Annotated in this window: 16 protein-coding genes; 6 read left to right on the top strand and 10 right to left on the bottom strand. The window is 72.4% G+C overall.

Going from position 1 to position 18,800, the window contains the following annotated elements:
- Window position 1: 1 nt before the first annotated feature.
- The 5 genes from VMF51_RS00420 to VMF51_RS00400 form a co-directional block, all read right to left on the bottom strand.
- Window positions 2-1,369: a pitrilysin family protein gene (locus VMF51_RS00420; RefSeq protein WP_325472408.1), complete on the bottom strand. Its 1,368-nt coding sequence runs from the start codon at window positions 1,367-1,369 to the stop codon at window positions 2-4.
- A gap of 8 nt (window positions 1,370-1,377) precedes the next feature.
- Complete coding sequence (locus VMF51_RS00415) at window positions 1,378-3,627, bottom strand: polyribonucleotide nucleotidyltransferase (protein WP_325472407.1); 2,250 nt, start codon at window positions 3,625-3,627, stop codon at window positions 1,378-1,380.
- Between the two features lie 248 nt (window positions 3,628-3,875).
- Entirely contained in the window at window positions 3,876-4,151 is a 276-nt protein-coding gene (gene rpsO / locus VMF51_RS00410; RefSeq protein ID WP_349255725.1) for a 30S ribosomal protein S15, read from the bottom strand.
- A 205-nt stretch (window positions 4,152-4,356) separates the two neighbouring features.
- Window positions 4,357-4,614, bottom strand: a complete 258-nt coding sequence (locus VMF51_RS00405) for a DUF6458 family protein (protein WP_325472406.1) — start codon at window positions 4,612-4,614, stop codon at window positions 4,357-4,359.
- A 51-nt stretch (window positions 4,615-4,665) separates the two neighbouring features.
- Entirely contained in the window at window positions 4,666-6,870 is a 2,205-nt protein-coding gene (locus VMF51_RS00400; protein ID WP_325472405.1) for an MMPL family transporter, read from the bottom strand.
- Here VMF51_RS00400 and VMF51_RS00395 point away from each other — a divergent pair.
- Window positions 6,869-8,152 (top strand): sensor histidine kinase, encoded by a 1,284-nt coding sequence (locus tag VMF51_RS00395; RefSeq protein ID WP_325472404.1) that lies wholly within the window; start codon window positions 6,869-6,871, stop codon window positions 8,150-8,152. The two genes, VMF51_RS00400 and VMF51_RS00395, sit on opposite strands and share 2 nt — an antisense overlap.
- A complete protein-coding gene (locus VMF51_RS00390) occupies window positions 8,104-8,745 on the top strand; it encodes a response regulator transcription factor (protein ID WP_325472403.1) in 642 nt (213 codons plus the stop codon). Before VMF51_RS00395 ends, VMF51_RS00390 begins: the two co-directional genes overlap by 49 nt.
- An 83-nt stretch (window positions 8,746-8,828) precedes the next feature.
- On the opposite strand, the gene VMF51_RS00385 is transcribed toward VMF51_RS00390, so the two are convergent.
- On the bottom strand, window positions 8,829-9,806 hold the full coding sequence (locus VMF51_RS00385; protein WP_325472402.1) for a DUF559 domain-containing protein: 978 nt from the start codon (window positions 9,804-9,806) through the stop codon (window positions 8,829-8,831).
- A gap of 171 nt (window positions 9,807-9,977) precedes the next feature.
- A complete protein-coding gene (ptsP, locus tag VMF51_RS00380; protein WP_325472401.1) occupies window positions 9,978-11,672 on the bottom strand; it encodes a phosphoenolpyruvate--protein phosphotransferase in 1,695 nt (564 codons plus the stop codon).
- Between the two features lie 96 nt (window positions 11,673-11,768).
- Here ptsP and VMF51_RS00375 point away from each other — a divergent pair, with 96 nt between their 5' ends.
- From VMF51_RS00375 to VMF51_RS00360, 4 genes are read left to right on the top strand one after another with little or no spacing between them, the layout of a single operon-like run.
- Window positions 11,769-12,536, top strand: coding sequence for a DeoR/GlpR family DNA-binding transcription regulator (locus tag VMF51_RS00375; RefSeq protein ID WP_325472400.1), 768 nt, complete (start codon window positions 11,769-11,771; stop codon window positions 12,534-12,536).
- Window positions 12,533-13,492: a 1-phosphofructokinase family hexose kinase gene (locus tag VMF51_RS00370; RefSeq protein ID WP_325472399.1), complete on the top strand. Its 960-nt coding sequence runs from the start codon at window positions 12,533-12,535 to the stop codon at window positions 13,490-13,492. Before VMF51_RS00375 ends, VMF51_RS00370 begins: the two co-directional genes overlap by 4 nt.
- Complete coding sequence (locus tag VMF51_RS00365) at window positions 13,493-15,592, top strand: fructose-specific PTS transporter subunit EIIC (RefSeq protein ID WP_325472398.1); 2,100 nt, start codon at window positions 13,493-13,495, stop codon at window positions 15,590-15,592.
- A gap of 39 nt (window positions 15,593-15,631) precedes the next feature.
- Window positions 15,632-15,889: an HPr family phosphocarrier protein gene (locus VMF51_RS00360; protein WP_325472397.1), complete on the top strand. Its 258-nt coding sequence runs from the start codon at window positions 15,632-15,634 to the stop codon at window positions 15,887-15,889.
- An 81-nt stretch (window positions 15,890-15,970) separates the two neighbouring features.
- Here the strand turns inward: VMF51_RS00360 and VMF51_RS00355 are convergent, their stop codons facing one another.
- From VMF51_RS00355 to truB, 3 genes are read right to left on the bottom strand one after another with little or no spacing between them, the layout of a single operon-like run.
- Complete coding sequence (locus VMF51_RS00355) at window positions 15,971-16,972, bottom strand: hypothetical protein (RefSeq protein WP_325472396.1); 1,002 nt, start codon at window positions 16,970-16,972, stop codon at window positions 15,971-15,973.
- A 14-nt stretch (window positions 16,973-16,986) separates the two neighbouring features.
- Complete coding sequence (locus VMF51_RS00350) at window positions 16,987-17,922, bottom strand: bifunctional riboflavin kinase/FAD synthetase (RefSeq protein ID WP_325472395.1); 936 nt, start codon at window positions 17,920-17,922, stop codon at window positions 16,987-16,989.
- A gap of 52 nt (window positions 17,923-17,974) precedes the next feature.
- Window positions 17,975-18,796, bottom strand: a complete 822-nt coding sequence (gene truB / locus VMF51_RS00345) for a tRNA pseudouridine(55) synthase TruB (protein ID WP_414689426.1) — start codon at window positions 18,794-18,796, stop codon at window positions 17,975-17,977.
- Window positions 18,797-18,800: the final 4 nt, after the last annotated feature.

The raw sequence follows: 18,800 nt of genomic DNA, 5'->3' as shown, positions 1-18,800 counted from the left end.
GTCAGGCCGGTCCGACCACCGCGAGGATCTCGGGCTGACCGAACACCTCGGCCGCGATCGAGCGGACGTCGTCGAGCGTGACCGCCTCGATGCGGGCCAGCACGTCGTCGATGCTGAGCAGCTCGTCGTACACCAGCTCGGCCTTGCCGATCCGCGACATCCGGGACGCCGAGTCCTCCAGTCCCAGGACCAGTCCGCCGCGCAGCTGCCCCTTGCCCCGGGCGAGCTCCTCGGCGGTGATGCCCTCGTCGGCGACCCGGGCGAGCTCGGCGCGGACCACCGCCAGCACGTCGTCGAGCTTGCTGGGCAGGCACCCGACGGACACGCCGACCAGGCCCGAGTCGGCGTGGTGGCTGGCGAAGGAGAAGACGGAGTACGCCAGGCCGCGGCGCTCGCGCACCTCCTGGAACAGCCGGCTGGAGGTGCCGCCGCCGAGCGCGGTGTTCAGGACCCCGAGCGCGAAGCGGCGCTCGTCGTTGCGGGTCAGGCCCTTCATCCCGAGCACGACGTTGACCTGCTCGAACGGGCGGGTCGCCTCGACCGTGCCGGGGCGTACCCGCACGGCCCTGGACGCCGGCCGCGGCGGGGCCGGCGGCTCGTCGCCGACCAGGAAGTCGTTGCGACCGAAGGCCCGGCGGACCTGGCGGACCAGCGCGGCGTGGTCGACGTTGCCGGCGACGGAGACGACCATGTTCGCCGGCCGGTAGTGCTTGCGGTAGAAGCGCCGGATCTGGGTCCGGGTCAGCGCCGTGATCGACGCCTCGCTGCCGCCGATGTCACGCCCGAGCGGCGAGGTCCGACCCCAGGCCTGCTCGGCGAAGAGGTTGTGGACGACGTCGTCGGGGTCGTCGTCGTGCATGGCGAGCTCGTCGAGGATGACGTCGCGCTCGGCCTCGACGTCCTCGGCGGTGATCGTCGAGGACGTGATCATGTCCCCCAGCACGTCGACGGCCAGCGGCAGGTCCTCGTCGAGGACCCGCGCGTGGAAGCAGGTGTACTCCTTCGCGGTGAAGGCGTTGAACTCACCGCCGACGGCGTCGAGCGCGATCGAGATGTCCAGGGCGGAGCGCTCGGCGGTCCCCTTGAACAGCAGGTGCTCCAGGAAGTGCGAGCAGCCGTGCAGGGTCGCGGACTCGTCGCGCGAGCCGACGCCCACCCAGACGCCCACGGCCGCCGAGCGCGTACCGGTGAGGCGCTCGCTGATGACGCGCAGTCCGCCCGGCAGGACGGTACGGCGTACGAGCGAGGTCACCTGGCCGTCGGCGTCGCGGACGGTGTGCAGGGTCCGCGTCGAGCCGACCTTCTGCTGAGAAAGGGCCGACCGGCCAGCAGAATCCTGCTGGCCGGTCGGCGTGGTGCGGGGTGCCACGGTGCGGGTCAGGCCTCCTCGGAGGTGCCCTCGGCGGACTCCTCGGAGCCCTCGGCCTCCTCGACGACCGGGACCAGCGACAGCTTGCCGCGGTCGTCGATCTCGCCGATCTGGACCTGGATCTTCTGACCCACCGAGAGGACGTCCTCGACGGCGTCGACGCGCTTGCCGCCGGCGAGCGGGCGGAGCTTGCTGATGTGCAGCAGGCCGTCCTTGCCGGGCATCAGCGAGACGAACGCGCCGAAGTTGGTCGTCTTCACGACGGTGCCGAGGTAGCGCTCGCCGACCTCGGGCATCGTCGGGTTGGCGATCTGGTTGATCGCCGCGCGGGCGGCATCGGCGGAGTCGCCGTTGGTGGCACCGATGTAGATGGTGCCGTCGTCCTCGATCGAGATCGACGCGCCCGTGTCGTCCTGGATCTGGTTGATCACCTTGCCCTTGGGGCCGATGACCTCGCCGATCTTGTCGACGGGGATCTTCACGGTGATGATCCGCGGCGCGGTGGACGCCATCTCCTCGGGCTCGTCGATGGCCTCGGCCATCACGTCGAGGATCGCGAGCCGGGCGTCCTTGGCCTGGTTGAGCGCGGCCGCCAGGACCTCGGCGGGGATGCCGTCGAGCTTGGTGTCGAGCTGCAGCGCGGTGACGAACTGACGGGTGCCGGCGACCTTGAAGTCCATGTCGCCGAACGCGTCCTCGGCACCGAGGATGTCGGTGAGCGCGACGTACTGGGTCTGGCCCTCGACCTCGCCCGAGATCAGGCCCATCGCGATGCCGGCGACCGGCGCCTTCAGCGGCACGCCCGCCTGCAGCAGCGACATGGTCGAGGCGCAGACCGAGCCCATCGAGGTCGAGCCGTTGGAGCCCATGGCCTCGGAGAGCTGGCGGATCGCGTAGGGGAACTCCTCGCGGGTGGGCAGCACCGGCAGCAGCGCGCGGCGGGCCAGCGCACCGTGGCCGACCTCGCGACGCTTCGGGGAGCCGACCCGGCCGGTCTCACCGGTGGAGAACGGCGGGAAGACGTACTTGTGCATGTAGCGGCGGTGCTTCTCCGGGGACAGCGTGTCGAGCTGCTGCTCCAGCTTCAGCATGTCGAGGGTGGTGACGCCCAGGATCTGGGTCTCGCCGCGCTCGAACAGCGCCGAGCCGTGCACCCGCGGGATCACGTCGACCTCGGCGTGCAGGGGGCGGATGTCGGCGAGGCCGCGGCCGTCGATGCGGACCTTGTCGCGCAGCACCTGGGTGCGGATGGCCTGCTTGGTCACGGCCTTGTACGCCGCGCCGACCTCCTTCTCGCGGCCCTCGAACTGCTCGCCGAGCTGCTCGAGCAGGGAGGCCTTGATCCGGTCGCCCTCCTCCTCGCGCTCCAGCTTCGACAGCACGCGCTCGCGGTCGCCGCCGACGCTGTAGAGGTCGGTGACCGCGGTGCCGACGGCGGCCTGCACGGCCTCGAACACGTCGTCCTCGAAGTCGAGGAAGATCGGGAACTCCTGGATCGGCTTCGCCGCGACGTTGGCCAGCTCCTGCTGCGCCTCGACGAGCTGCTTGATGAACGGCTTCGCGGCGTCGAGACCGCCGGCGACGACCTCCTCGGTCGGCGCGGTGGCGCCGCCGGAGACCAGCTCGATGGTCTGCTCGGTGGCCTCGGCCTCGACCATCATGATCGCGACGTCGCCGGTCTCGGTGACCCGACCCGCGACGACCATGTCGAACACGGCCTCCTCGAGCTGGCTGTGCGTCGGGAACGCGACCCACTGGCCGCGGATCAGCGCGACGCGGACGCCGCCGACCGGGCCGGAGAACGGCAGGCCGGAGAGCTGGGTGGACATCGACGCGGCGTTGATCGCGAGGACGTCGTACGGCGCGTCGGGGTTGAGCGCCAGCACGGTGATGACGACCTGGACCTCGTTGCGCAGGCCCTTCTTGAAGGTCGGGCGCAGCGGGCGGTCGATCAGGCGGCAGGTGAGGATCGCGTCCTCGCCCGGACGACCCTCGGAACGGAAGAACGAGCCGGGGATCTTGCCCGCGGCGTACATCCGCTCCTCGACGTCGATCGTCAGGGGGAAGAAGTCGAAGTGGTCCTTGGGGTGCTTGCCGGCGGTGGTCGCCGAGAGCAGCATCGTGTCGTCGTCGAGGTAGGCGGTCACGGAACCGGCGGCCTGGCGGGCCAGCAGCCCGGTCTCGAACTTGACGGTGCGGGTGCCGAACTTGCCGTTGTCGAGAACGGTCTCTACGGCGTGGATGACGGGATCGGTCAAGGATTCGTCCTTGTCTTGCTCGCGGAGCGATCCACGGCGTCCCGCGTGATTGGGCGGAGGCCGGTCTTCGATCGAGGCCCGCAGCACGGAGCCGATGCGGATCGGCGTCCTGAGGGCCACTACCGAGGACCGAGCCAGAACGGGCGGGTCGCTCCTGTGGTGGGGTGTTCAGTTGGAAATCTAGCGCAGCCCGCGGGCCGGGCCGGTAAAGCGTGAAGGACCCACCGGAGTGGGTCCTTCACGACGAGTCAGCGGCGCAGGCCGAGACGCTCGACGATCGAGCGGTAGCGCTCGATCTCGGTCTTCTGCAGGTAGTTCAGCAGGCGGCGGCGCTGGCCGACGAGCAGCAGCAGACCACGACGGCTGTGGTGGTCGTGCTTGTGCTGCTTGAGGTGCTCGGTCAGGTGGCTGATCCGGTAGCTGAGCAGCGCGATCTGCACCTCGGGCGAACCGGTGTCACCCTCGGTCGTGGCGTACTCGGCGATGATCTTCTTCTTGGTCTCCGCGTCGGTACCGATGGACATGCGGGGCTTCCTCTCTGGTTCGCTGCGCGGCGCGCCGGGGCCTGTTCACCCGGGCACTCTGGATCCGCGGCCGTTGCACGGCGGTGGTCGTGATGGTGCGGCTGTCCGTACTGGACAACCGAGCAAGGCTATCGCGCGACCGCGCACCCCCCAAATGCACGACTGCCGCCCATCCCCCACGGGATGGACGGCAGTCGGAGGACTCTCAGACGCCGCCGGGGTCGGCGTGCGTCGAGCGCCGCTCCTGGACGGTCTGCGAGCCGTCCGGGTGGGTCGTCGTGGCGACGGTGCCCGTACGGCGCCGGCCCATGGTCGTGGCCGCGGTCAGGATCAGCGCGAGCACGCCGACGCCGGCCAGGATGAGCCCGGCGGTGTACAGGTCGACGCTGGCGATCGAGTCACCGACGGCGAAGGCCAGGATCAAGCCGAGGGCCAGGAGGAAGATCCCCAGTCCGTACCCCATAGCGGTTCCTTTCGTCCGGCCGTCCCCCTGCGGACGGATCCTCCTGCCCAGTCACCGGTGGGTCGCCCCCGCAAACCCGGGGTCGTGGACGTCGTACGCCGGGTCGGTCTCGACCACGAGCTGTCCGCGCGGTCGGACCGGTCGCCGGGGCCACCAGGCGCGCTCGCCCAGCAGCACCAGCGCCGCCGGCAGCAGCACCAGACGGACCAGCGTCGCGTCGAGCAGGATCGCGGCGGACAGCGCGACGCCCATCATCTTCATCTCCAGCATGGACAGGGTCGCGAAGATCGCGAACACCGAGACCATGACGGCGGCGGCGCTGGTCACGACGCCGGCCGTGTCGGCGACGCCCCGCTGCACGGCGAGGCGGGTCGGCAGGCCCTGGTCGACGTACTCGCGGATCCGGCTGACGACGAAGACGTGGTAGTCCATCGACAGCCCGACCAGCACCACCAGGACGAACAGCGGCAGCCAGTCGATCACGAACCCGGAGCTCTCGAAGCCGAGCAGGGACTCGAACCAGCCGTGCTGGAAGACCAGCGTCATCAGCCCGAAGGCGACACCGACCGAGCCGAGGTTGAGCACCGTCGAGACGAGCGCCACCGGCAGGCTGCGGAACGTCGTCGCCATGATGACCAGGGTCAGCAGCAGGACGAACCCGATGATCAGCGGGAGCCGCTCCTGCTGGCGCTCCACGAAGTCCAGCGACTCGGCGGGGCCGCCGCCGACAGCGTGCTCCGCCCCGTTCGGGAGGCCCGCCGCAGGGACGAGGTCGTCGCGGAGCTGACGCAGCGCGTCGTCGACCCGCTCGTCGGACTCCTCGAAGGGCATCGAGATCTCCAGCACCGACGTACGGCCGTCGGCGGAGGTGAGCACCGGCTCACCGGTGCTGACGAACGAGCCGGTGGCCGCGGCCTCGCGGTCCAGCCGCTCGAGCGCGGCCACCACGTCGTCCCGCTGGTCGGCGTCGGCGTGGACGACGACGTCGGCCACCGAGCCCTCCGACGGGAACGCCGCGGAGACGTCGCGCATCGTCTGCACCTCGGGGATGGACGCGGGGAGCGTCTCGAGGTTCGCCGAGTGGGTCTTCATCCCGAGGGCCGGTACGGCGAGCGCCGCGACGACCGCACCCGCCAGCAGCAGGGCGACCTTCGGGTGCGCGACGACCGGCGAGAGCAGCCGGCGGCTGATCCCGCCCCGGCCGATGCGGGAGTTGAGCCGCCACAGCAGCGGCACGCGGGGCCGGTCCACCCAGCGGCCGAGGCCGGCGAGCAGGGCGGGGAGCACGGTGATCGAACCGAGCACGGCGATCGCGACCACGAGGATGGAGCCCACGGCCAGCGAGTTGAAGGTCGTGTCCCCCATCAGGAACAGGCCCGCCATCGAGGCGATCACCGCGCCGCCCGACACGAGGATCGAGTGCCCGGAGGTCTGCGCCGCGATCTCGACCGCGTCGATCGTGCTGCGGCCCTTCGCCCGTTCCTCCCGCTCGCGCTTGAGGTAGAAGAGCGAGTAGTCGACCCCGACCGCCATGCCGATGAGCACGATCATGCTGGTCACGGTGGAGTCGGCGTGCACGAGGTGCGAGAGCGGAGCGCTGATGCCGATCGTGGCGGCGACGCTGGTCGCGGCCAGCAGGACCGGGAGCCCGGCGGCGATCAGCGCGCCGAACGCGACGAGCATCAGCACGAGGGTGACCGGGAGGCTGATGATCTCGGCGGAGGCCAGGTCCTCGCCCACCCGCTCGTCGATGGCCACGTCGAGCGACAGGTCGCCGCTCTGGCGCAGCGACACGTCCGGGTGGGCCGCGGCGACGTCCTTCGTGGCGGCCTGCAGCGGCGCGACGCTCGCCTCGTCGTCGGAGTCGCGTCCCTCACCGTCCTCGGCCAGCCGGATCGCGACCAGCAGCGCGGAGCGGTCCGGGCTCCACTGCGGCTCCGCGACCGCCTCGACGCCGTCGACCGCCGTCATCGCGGCGACCAGGTCGGCCGCCGCCGCGTCGGCCGCGGCGGGCTCGCCGGTGATGAGGACGACCTCGGAGTCCGGCTCGGAGAGCCCGGCCTCGCTGATCAGCTGGTCGGCACGGCCGGACTCGCCGAGGCGGTAGTCCGCGTCGGTCGTCTCCTGGGTCGGGACGGCGGCCGCAAGGCCGACCGCCACGATCACGAGCGCGAGCCAGCCGAGGATGGCCCGCCACGGGTGGGCCGCGCTCCAACGGGCGGCCCGGATGGGTACGGAGGTGAGGGGATTGGTCATGACCGCCAGCCTCGTGCGCGCCGGCCCGCTCGGCAGGGGCGTGCGGACCCCGACCGAGAGTGGTGTCAGCACCACCGCGTCCCGCCTCGGTCTCGGCGAGGATGAGGGGGTGACTGCGAACGCCCCTGCCCCGGATCTCCGCCCCCCGAGCCGGCTGCTGATGACGGGGTACGCCGGGCTGCAGGTGCTGGCGTTCGTGCCGGTGGTCCTGCTGTTCGTGCTCTGGGTCGTCGGCGGCGTGCTCATGATCGTCTGGGTGGGCGCGCTCCTGCTCGCCGTGGCGGTCCCGGCCACGCGGGCGCTGGCGAACGCGCACCGCCGGATGGCCGGACGGGTGCTGGGCCATCCGCTGCCCGCGCCGTACACGCCGTTGCAGGGGCTGGGTCCCGTGGAGCGGATGCGTGCGGTCGCGCTGGACCCGATGACCTGGCGGGACCTGGGCTGGATGCTGATGGCGATGACGGTCGGCTTCGCGATCTCGCTGCTCGTCGTCGTACTCCTCATCGCCGTCGTGACCTGGTGGATCTGGTGGTACGCCGGCCCGCCGCTGATGCGGCTGCGCAGCGCCCTCGACCGGACACTCCTCTCCCCCGGCACCACCGAGCGGCTGGAGCAGCGGGTCCAGCAGCTGACCGAGACCCGCGCGGACCTGGTCGACCACTCCGCCGCCGAGCTGCGGCGCCTGGAGCGGGACCTGCACGACGGCGCGCAGGCCCGGCTGGTCGCGCTGTCGATGAGCCTGGGGATGGCGGACTCGATGTTCGCCCGCGACCCCGAGGCCGCCCGGAAGATGGTCAGCGACGCGCGCGACACCACGACCGCGGCACTGGGCGAGCTGCGGTCCGTCGTCCGTGGCATCCACCCGCCGGTGCTCGCCGACCGCGGGCTCGCCGGGGCCGTCGAGGCGCTCGCGCTGGACATGGCGATCCCGGTGGACGTGAGCGCGTCGCTCACCGGCCGGCCGCCCGCCCCGGTCGAGTCGGCGGTCTACTTCGCGGTGGCCGAGTGCCTGGCGAACATCGGCAAGCACGCCGGGGCGGAGCACGCCTGGATCCGGATCGGCCACGCGGACGGGGTGCTGCGCGCGGAGGTCGGCGACGACGGCCGCGGCGGGGCCGATCCCGACGGCGGGACCGGGATGCGGGGTGTCATGCGGCGTCTGGGAGCCTTCGACGGCACGATGATGGTCTCGAGCCCGACCGGCGGGCCGACCATCGTCACCCTGGAGGTTCCGTGCGGCTTGTCCTCGCCGAAGACCACGCCCTCCTCCGGGCCGGCCTGATCCAGCTCCTCGAGGGCAACGGCTTCACGATCGTCGCGGCGGTCGACAACGCGGGCGACCTGCAGAGCGCGCTCCGGCTGCCCGAGGCGGAGGGCGCCGTACTCGACGTCCGGATGCCGCCGACGCACACCGACGAGGGCCTGCGCGCGGCGATCGCCGTACGCACCGAGCGGCCGGCGTTCCCCGTCATGGTGCTCTCGCAGTACGTCGAGCACCTCTACGCCCGCGAGCTGCTCGCCAGCGGCGAGGGCGCGGTCGGCTACCTGCTCAAGGACCGGGTCTCCGACGTCGAGGAGTTCGTCGAGGGCGTACGGCGCGTGCTCGCCGGCGGCACCGTCCTCGACCCCGAGGTCGTCGCCACGATCATGGCCCGCCGCCGCGAGGAGCCCGTCGACCGGCTCAGCCCCCGCGAGCGCGAGGTCCTCGCGCTGATGGCCGAGGGCCGCTCCAACGCCGCCATCGCCACCGAGCTCGTGGTCACCGAGAAGGCCGTCGCCAAGCACATCAACGGCATCTTCACCAAGCTCGACCTCCCCCTCGACACCGACGACCACCGCCGGGTCCGCGCCGTGCTGACCTGGCTGCGCCTCTGACGGCGAACCTGCCCCCGAGGCCACGCGGACGTCATACGTGCTGGTCGCCCCGGGTGCCAGGTCGTATGACGTCCCGGGCGACGTCAGGCTGCCCAACCTGCACGATGCAACGACCTCCGCACCTGGTCGAAGAAGTCGTCGGGACAGACCCTGAGTCCGAGCACCGGCATCCGGAGCACCACATCGCCGTCGATGGCGATGCTGTTGTGACGTAACGCGTCGCCCACGAGGTGCTCCGCCCAGGTGTGCTGGATGCCGTCCACCTCGAGCACGGTGCGCCACCGCGACCAGCGGAAGTCCAGGAAGTAGCTGCCCGACGCCGTCCTGCGAGCCGCTTGGAGGTCCGGCTCGGGAATGCCTCGCTCGCGACAGCCGCGGAGGACGTCGAGCTCGGCAAGCGATCCGATGCCGCCCGCCAGGTCGATCAGCGCCTCGTGGATCAGCAACCGGCGTCGGTCGCGGCGAACCCGGAGCATCTCGCGGACGATCTCCTCGACGGTGCAGAGGCGCTGCTGCACGGTCATCGTCAACACCAGCATCGCCTGTCGGTCCGACCGTGCCCAGAGCGCCGCCCGGACCGCTGCGACGGGAACCCTCGCGCGCCGCGGCCGCTCCCCCTCGACCAGGTCGCTCGGGCTCCATCGCCTGGTCTGACGGATATCCAGGGACGGCGACGGACGGTGACGGATCCTCGCGCCCCGAGGCACGGTCACCCGGATCCGCTCGGGCTCGTACCGCTTCAGCCCGGCGAGCACCAGGGCCGAGGCACCGTCGATGAACCCACGCGGACCGGACTCGATCTCCGCCACCCAGTGCCGCGCCTCGGTGCTCAGCGGGCCGGTGTGCACGACGAGGCAGTGCGCCCCGACCCGCTGCCATCGCCGCGCCCGAACCTGGGCGCGCACCTCGCCCCTGGTCAGGCCGGCGGCGTACAGCTCCTGCCGGGAGATCACGCCTGCCTGCTCGCGCGCACGCTTCTCCAGGCGCTCGAGGCGCTCCAGGCGCTCCCGGCGCGCTGGGCCTGCTTCCGCCGACGGATCCTCGTCCGATGTCGTCGCCATGGCACCGACGTTGCCGCCCGGTCAGGACGGCGGGGGTCGAGCCGTCGTCGAGCGGTGGAGAACTCCGAGCACTCGTGAGTTTGTGGACGACTGACGGCTCACCGCCCGCCGGGACGTCATACGACCCGGCGCCTCCAGCACCCAGCTCGTATGACGTCCGCCGCCGCCTCCTCAGCCCCGCTCCAGCACCTCCAGCACCGCGGCGCGGCCGGCCATCGGGTCGGCGGCGGAGAGGGCGGCCTCGGCGGCCTCCTCGCACTCGTCCAGGGTGACCGACGCCAGCCGCGCGCCGACGGGGCGTACGGCGGCCGCAGCCATCGACAGTGACGTGATGCCCATGCCGACCAGCGCGCAGGCCAGCAGCGGGTCGGCGGCGGCCTCGCCGCAGACTCCGACCGGCTTGCCGGCCTGCTGACCGGCGTGGGCGGTGATGGCGATGAGCTGCAGGACCGCGGGCTGCCACGGGTCGGTGAGGTGCGCGAGGTCGGTGGCCATCCGGTCGGCGGCCATGGCGTACTGGGTGAGGTCGTTGGTGCCGATCGAGAGGAAGTCGACCGCCTCCAGCATCCGGTGCGCGAGCAGGGCCGCCGAGGGCACCTCCACCATCACGCCGGCCTTCAGCCCCCGGCTGCGGACCTGCGCGGAGAACGCCCGCGCCTCCGCGACGGTGGCGACCATCGGCGCCATCACCCAGGTCTCGGTGCCGGTCGACTCCGCGGCGGCGGCGATGCCGTCGAGCTGGCGCTCCAGCAGCGCGGGGTTGTCGAAGGAGAGCCGCAGCCCGCGCACGCCCAGGGCAGGGTTCTCCTCGCCCTCGTGCGTCGCGAACGCGACCGGCTTGTCGGAGCCGGCGTCCAGGGTGCGCACCACGACGTACCGGTCCCGGAAGGGCCGCAGCACGTCGGCGTAGATCCCGGCCTGCTCCTCGACCGAGGGCTCGTCCTTGCGGTTGAGGAAGCACAGCTCGGTACGGAACAGCCCGACCCCCTCGACGGGCGCCTCGGCCGACTGCGTCGCCGACTCCCCGTCGGCGACGTTGGCCAGGATCTTCACGGCGGTGCCGTCCGCCGTACGTCCCGGCCCCTCCCAGGCCGCCAGGGCCGCCCGGCTCTCCCGGTCGGCGGCGACCTTGCGCTCGGCCTCGGCGGCGTCGGGGTGGCTCTCGACGGTGCCGGCGGTGCCGTCCACCAGCACCGGCGTCCCGCCTACGAGCGCCAGCGCGCCGCCGACGCCGACCACGCAGGGGATGCCGAGCTGGCGCGCGATGATCGCCGTGTGGCTGGTCGGACCGCCCCGTTCGGTCACCAGTGCCATGACCAGCGCGGGATCGAGACCCGCGGTGTCGGAGGGGGCGAGGTCCTCGGCGACCAGCACCGACGGCATCTCGGGCGTGGGTACGCCGGGCTCCGGCTCACCCACCAGGTGCGCGGTCACGCGCCGCTCGATGTCGCGCAGGTCCGTGACCCGCTCGGCCATCAGCCCGCCCATGCCGGTGAACACCCCGACGAACTGCTCGACCGCCGCGTGCAGCGACGCCAGCAGGTCGTCGCCCGCACGCAGGTGCTTGCGGACCGCTCCCCGCAGTCCCTTGTCCTTGGCGAGTCCGGCGCTGGCGGTGAGCACCTCCGCCGCGGCACCCGACGCCTTCTCGGCCTTGCGGGCGAAGCCGTCGGCGACGGCGGCCACGGCGTCGTCGTACGCCGCGAGCGCGGCCTCGTCGTCGGCGTACCCGCCGGAGCCGAAGGCCTCGACGGCGGCCGGTGAGATCTCGGCACGGACCAGCAGGGCGGGGCCGTACGCCGCACCCGGGACCACGGGGGTGCCCGTCAGGACGACGGCGGCAGGGGTGGGGGAACCGGTGACCATGCTCACAGTAAACGCCCGGTCGGGCTTGACAGTCAACACAAACGGGTCTAAAACAACAGATACACAGATCCGCGCAGGCTGAGAGGACGGTGGCGGATGTACGCCGAGGAGCGCCAGCAGGCGATGGCCCAACTCGTCGCCGAGCACGGGCGTCTGTCGGTCAACGTACTCGCCGAACGGTACGACGTCACGACCGAGACGGTCCGGCGCGACCTGTCGTCCCTCGAGCGGATGGGCCTGGTACGCCGCGTGCACGGCGGCGCCGTACCGTCCGACAGCCTCGCCGTCATCGAGTCGGGCCTGATCGAGCGCGACCAGGCGAACACGCCGCAGAAGGAACGGATCGCGCGCGCGGCGCTCGAGCTGCTCCCGCCCGCGGGCTCGACGGTGCTGATGGACGCCGGCTCCACCACCAACCGGCTGGCCAGCCTGCTCCCCCGCGACCACCGTCTCGTCGTCCTCACCCACGCCGTGCCGGTGGCGGCGCGGCTGGCCGGCAACCCGCAGGTCGAGCTGCACCTGCTCCCGGGCCGCGTCCGCGCGACCACCCAGGCCGCCGTCGGCGCCGACACCGTCGCGGCACTGGAGCGGCTCCGCGCCGACGTGGTGTTCCTCGGCAGCAACGGCGTCACGGCCGAGCACGGCCTCTCGACCCCCGACCACGACGAGGCGGCCGTGAAGCGGGCGATGGTGCACTGCGCCCGCCAGGTGGTGGCGCTCGCAGACGCCAGCAAGGTGGGGGTGGAGGCGCCGGTCCGGTTCGCCTCGCTCGACGAGGTCGACGTGCTCGTCACCGACACCGGCATCGACCCTGCCGACCAGGCGACCTTCGCCGCCTCGGGGATGGAGGTCCGCACCGCATGATCATCACGCTCACGGCCAATCCCAGCCACGACCGGACGGTGACCCTCACCGGCCCCCTGGAGCGCGGTGCGGTCCAGCGCGCCGAGTCCGTGCTCTCCCAGGCGGGCGGCAAGGGCGTGAACATCTCGCGCGCCTCGGTCGCCGCCGGCATCCCGTCGATCGCCGTACTCCCCGCCGCGAAGGACGACCCGTACGTCCTGGAGCTGCTCGGTGCCGGCATCGACTGCCGCCCCGTTCCGAACGAGGGCACGCTGCGGGTCAACATCACCATCAGCGAGCCCGACGGCACCACGACGAAGCTGAACAGCCCCGGCCCCGCCGTGACCCCGCTGGTGCTGCGCGGACTGGCCGAGTCGCTGCGCCGGCGCGCCGCGTCCGCCGACTGGATCGTGCTCGCCGGCTCGCTGCCCCCGGGCGCCCCGGTCGAGTGGTACGCCGAGCTCGTCGGTGCCCTGCGCGACGCCGGCGCCCGGATCGCCGTCGACACCAGCGACGCGCCGCTGCGCTCCCTCGTCGAGCGGCTGGACCACGCTCCACCGCACCTGATGAAGCCGAACGGCGAGGAGCTCGCCTCCTTCACCGGCGGCGACGCCGACGTCCTCGAGTCCGACGCGGAGGCGGCCGCGAAGGCGGCGTACTCCCTGGTCGAGCGGGGCGTCGAGACCGTCCTGGCCACGCTCGGCGCCCACGGCGCCGTGCTGGTCACGGCCGACGGCGCCTGGTACGCCGCACCCCCGCCGACCGAGGTCGTCAGCACCGTCGGCGCAGGGGACTCCAGCCTGTTCGGGTACCTCCTCGGTGACATCGAGAACAGACCACCCGCCCAACGACTCGCGCTCGCCGTCGCCTACGGCAGCGCGGCCGCCGGACTGCCCGGCACGACCATCCCGCACCCCACCGAGGTCCGGCCCGAGCTCGTCTCGGTCCGCGACCTGCGGCCCACCCAGGGAGACTGAATGCCCGACCTGATCACCACGGCTCTGGTCCGCCTCGATGCGGATCTCGGCGCCGACAAGCACGACGTGATCCGCGCCCTCGCGGGCGTCGTCTCCGACGCCGGCCGCGCCACCGACGCCGACCAGATCGTCACGGACGCGCTCGCCCGCGAGGCGACCTCTCCCACCGGCCTCCCGGGCGGCATAGCCATCCCGCACTGCCGGACGGCGGGCGTCGACGTACCGACGCTGGCCTTCGCCCGCCTCGACCCGCCGGTCGAGTTCGGCGCCAAGGACGGACCGGCCGATCTCGCGTTCCTGATCACCGCCCCCGCCGGCGGCGACGCCACCCACCTGCAGCTGCTGACCAAGCTCGCGCGGGCGCTGGTCAAGCCCGCCTTCACCGACTCGCTGCGCGAGGCCGAGACGGCCGAGGAGGTCGTCGAGCACATCGAGCTGGTGCTCGGCCCGCCACCGGCCCCGAAGCCGGCCGCGCCCGCGCCGCCCGCCGACAAGCCCGCCGAGGCCGCCTCGGAACAGCCCGCGACCACGACCGAGGCCCGGCGCCTCGTCGCCGTCACCGCCTGCCCCACGGGCATCGCGCACACCTACATGGCCGCCGAGGCCCTGGAGGCCGCCGCCGCGAAGGCCGGCGTCGAAATCGCGGTCGAGACCCAGGGCTCCGCCGGCGCCAAGCCGCTCTCCCCCGAGACCATCGCGGCCGCCGACGCCGTCATCTTCGCCGTCGACGTCGGGGTCCGCGACCGGCACCGGTTCGCCGGCAAGCCGGTCGTCTCGTCCGGGGTGAAGCGGCCGATCGACGAGGGCGACGCGATGATCGCCGAGGCGCTCCGGTACGCCGGCGACCCGAACGCCCCGCGCGTAGAGGGGTCCTCCGGCGGCGGCGACAGCATGGCGTCCACGGGCGCCGGGGAGACCTGGGGCGGCCGGACCCGTCGCGTCCTGATGACCGGCGTGTCGTACATGATCCCGTTCGTCGCGGCCGGCGGCCTGCTCATCGCGCTCGGCTTCCTGCTGGCCGGCTACGAGATCGCCAACGACAACAACTACGGCAAGATCATGGTCGACAACACGCTGTTCGACCTGCCGGACGTCGACGCCTTCGGCCTCGACCACGCGCTGCTCGGCTCGGGGTTGCTGGCCTATCTGGGCGCGCTGTTCTTCGTCATCGGCAAGACGGCGTTCATGTTCTTCGTCCCCGCCCTGGCCGGCTACATCGCGTACGCGATCGCCGACCGGCCGGGCATCGCACCGGGCTTCATCGTGGGCGGTCTCGCGGCGAACATCTTCAACGTCCAGAACGGCGACGGCATCTCCGGCAACACCGCCGCACCCGTGACCGGCTTCCTCGGCGCCATCGTCGGCGGCGTGGTCGCCGGACTGATCGCGCACTGGATCGCCGGCTGGAAGGTGCCCACCTGGGCTCGCGGCCTGATGCCGGTGCTGGTCATCCCGCTGTTCACCTCGATCCTCGCCGGACTGCTGATGATCGTGGTCCTCGGCAAGCCCATCGGCTGGCTGATGGAGCAGCTCAACGACGGCCTGAACGACATGAGCGGCAGCTACGCCATCCTGCTCGGCGTCGTCCTCGGCCTGATGATGGCCTTCGACATGGGCGGCCCGCTGAACAAGGTCGCCTACAGCTTCGCAGCCGCCGGCGTGGGCGGCGCGGCCCTCGCGTCCGACGCCCCGGAGCTGAAGATCATGGCGGCGGTCATGCTCGCCGGCATGGTTCCGCCGATCGCGCTGGCGCTCGCCACCGTCGTACGCCCGGGGCTGTTCACGGTGCCCGAGCGCGAGAACGGCAAGGCGGGCTGGCTGCTCGGCGCGTCGTTCATCACCGAGGGCGCGATCCCGTTCGCGGCCGCCGACCCGCTGCGGGTGATCCCGGGGATCATGCTCGGCAGCGCGGTGACCGGCGGCATGTCGATGGCCCTCGACGTCAGCGTGCGCGCCCCGCACGGCGGCATCTTCGTGATCTTCGCCGTCGACAACGTGATCTGGTTCTTCGGCTCCCTGGCGGTCGGCGTCGTCGTCGGCGCCATCGCCGTCATCGCCCTGAAGTCCATCGGCCGCAGCCCGGCCGCCGTCCCCGCCTGACCGCTCCACCCCACCGAACCCCGAGCTCAAGGAGAGTCCATGCCCACCAAGTCCGTCGTCGTCGGCTCCGCCGTCGGCCTGCACGCCCGTCCCGCCGCGATCATCTCCGAGGCCGCTGGTGAGCTCGACTCCGAGGTGCTGATCGGCATCCCCGGCGACGAGGCCGTCGACGCCAGCTCCGCGCTGCTGATCATGACCCTGGGCGCCGGCAAGGGCGACACCGTCGAGGTCTCCGGCGACAGCCAGGCGGACGTGGACGCGATCGCCGCCCTCGTCGAGAAGGACCTGGACGCCTGACCGCCGAGTCGGCAGAAGTTCACGTCAGACCTGACGGCAACTTCTGCCGACTCGACGCGCAACTTCTGCCGACTCGGCGGGTCAGGTGGTCGGGCCTCCGGGAGTCGAAGCGCGCAGGGCAAGGTAGACCGCTCGTACGCCGACCGCTCGTTCCAGCTCGTGCAGCACGCTGCCGAAGAACTGGGCGCGGTACGTCTCGTCGGTGACCGTCGAGACCGTGAGGTACAGGCTCGAGAAGGCCGCCAGGAACACCGAGACCTGGACCAGCTCGACGGAGATGTTCGAGAACCGACCCGGGAGGCTGTGCGCCTCCTCCCCGGTCCAGCCGGTCACGATGCCCGACTCCATCGTGATCGCGCCGAAGAGCATGAAGAACAGGAACACCCCGACGGCCAGCAGCAGCACCTGAGTGGCCTGGATGACCACCAGCACGAGCACCAGGTTCCAGCGCTCGTACCCGCTGACCTCGGCGTACGACGCGGGGTCGGCATCCGGGTCGGCCACCAGCTCCTGCGCCGCCGCTTCGAGCGGGGTCCCGGTCGTCGACGCGAGCAGCAGCGCGTCGTCGACGTGGTCGTCGGTGCGGTCGACCTCCTCGGGCAGCCGCACCAGCAGGAACGCGCCGGCCATGGTGCCGAAGAGCAGGGCCACCAGCCACAGCTCGCCGCCGTCGAGGTGCGAGGCGACCTCCCAGGCCTCCGCGTTCACGAACAGGAACGTGACGAAGAGCAGCAGCAGCGGCAGCGCCCGCGTCATCATCGGCATCAGGGTCCACAGGCTGCGGAAGGTCCGGGCCAGCGCCCAGGTGACGATCGAGCGGGCCTCCAGCGCCGTGAGGGCGTACCAGGTCGCGACGATCCCGAACCCGGTCCACAGGATGGAGGGCAGGAAGCTGATCTCGTCCGCCAGCAGCGTCACCGCGACCGCGACCCCGGCGGCGCCCAGGGCGGTGGCGGCGAGCAGCGGCAGGACCCGGCGCGGGCGCAGCGCTGCCCGGACGGCGGCCCGCTGCTCGGGGACGAAGTAGGCGAGGCCGTGCTGCAGGAACCACCGGTCGGTGGCGGCGATGGTCTCCGGCGTCACGGGGCTCACGGGAGTCACGAGGTGAGCAGTACCCGCGCCCGGTCGACGTCGGCGTCCATCTGCTCGACGAGCTTCTCGACCGACTCGAAGGCGACCATGCCGCGCAGCCGGTCGACGAAGGAGACCTCGACCTCGACGCCGTACAGCTCCAGGTCCGTGCGGTCCAGCACGTAGCTCTCCACCCGGCGCTCGCGGACGCCGTTGAACGTGGGGTTCGTGCCGACGCTGATGGCCGCGGGGAAGATCTCGCCGGTGTCCAGCCGCTGCAGGCGGCCGGCGTACACGCCGTCAGCCGGGGCGGCGGTCAGGCCGTCGGTGGGGACGTTGGCCGTCGGGAAGCCGAGCTCGCGGCCGCGCTGGTCGCCGTGGACGACCACGCCGCGTACGGCGTACGGGCGGCCCAGCGCCTCCGCCGCACCGGCGACGTCACCGGTCGCCAGGCAGGTGCGGACGTAGGTGGAGGACCAGACCATCGGACCGCCGTCGAGCGGGATCCCCTCGGCGACGAAGCCGAGCCGCTCCCCCGCGGCCTGGAGGGTGGCCACGTCGCCGGCGGCCTTGCGACCGAACCGGAAGTTGGCCCCGACCACGACCCGGGCCGCGCTCAGCGCGTCGACGAGCACGCGCTGGACGAACTCGTCGGGCTCCCAGCCGGCGACGTCGAGGTCGAAGGGTACGGCGAGCACGGCGTCGGCACCGGCCTCGGCCAGCAGCTCGGCACGCACCTCGATGGAGGTCAGCGTGCTCGGGGCGTGCTCGGGTCGCAGCACCGCCATCGGGTGGGGGTCGAAGGTCACCGCCACCAGGGTCAGGCCGCTCTCGTCGGCGAGAGCACGGGCGCGGGCGAGCACCTGCCGATGACCGAGGTGGACCCCGTCGAAGTTGCCGACGACGACGGCCGTCGGGCCGAGGTCGGCCGGGACGTCGTGGAGGGAGCGCCAGATCTGCACGCCGAAACCCTACTCAGGCGCGGGCTCGACCACCCAAACGGTCTCAGCTAGCTCAGACGAAGACGGCGACCGGGCGGGCTCGCCCCTCGCGCGGCTCGTAGAGGGCCAGGAACTCCCCGTCGGGCGCGAAGACGGCCGCCAGCGCGTCGAGCGGTACGTCGAGGGGCCGGCCGACCCGGACGTCACGCGCCTGGTCCTCGTCGAGCTCGACGACCGGGAACGCCGCGCGCGCGGCCTCGGCGACCGGCAGCACGGCGAACGACTCCCCGAGCTCGTCGAGGGTCCGGGCGACGCCCAGGTCGTACGGCCCGACGGCGGTACGCCGCAGCGCCGTCAGGTGGCCGCCGACGTCGAGCGCGGCGCCCACGTCGCGGGCGATGGCGCGCACGTAGGTGCCGCTGGAGCAGCGCAGCGAGATGTCCACGTCGACGACGGCGCCCTCCGGGCGGACGTCGTGGACCACGAGCTCGTGGACCGTCACCGTCCGCGCCTTCAGCTCGACCTGCTCGCCGTCGCGGACCCGCTGGTAGGCGCGCTTGCCGTCGATCTTGATCGCCGAGACCGCCGTCGGGACCTGCTCGATGTCGCCGACCTGCTCGGCGAAGGCCGCCCGCACGCTCGCGGGGTCCAGGTGGGACGCGTCGACCGCCGCCGTCGCCTCACCTTCAGCGTCGTCGGTGGTGGTCGCGACGCCGAGGCGGACGGTGGCGTCGTACGCCTTCTCGGTGAGCATCAGGTGCCCGAGCAGGCGGGTGGCCCGGTTGACCCCGAGCACCAGCACCCCGGTCGCCATCGGGTCCAGCGTGCCGGCGTGGCCGACCTTGCGCGTGCCGGCGAGGCGGCGGACCTTCGCGACGACGTCGTGGGAGGTCATGCCG

Source organism: Nocardioides sp. (genome assembly GCF_035503875.1).
Lineage (GTDB): Bacteria > Actinomycetota > Actinomycetes > Propionibacteriales > Nocardioidaceae > Nocardioides.
This window is presented reverse-complemented; position numbering and strand designations above follow the sequence as displayed.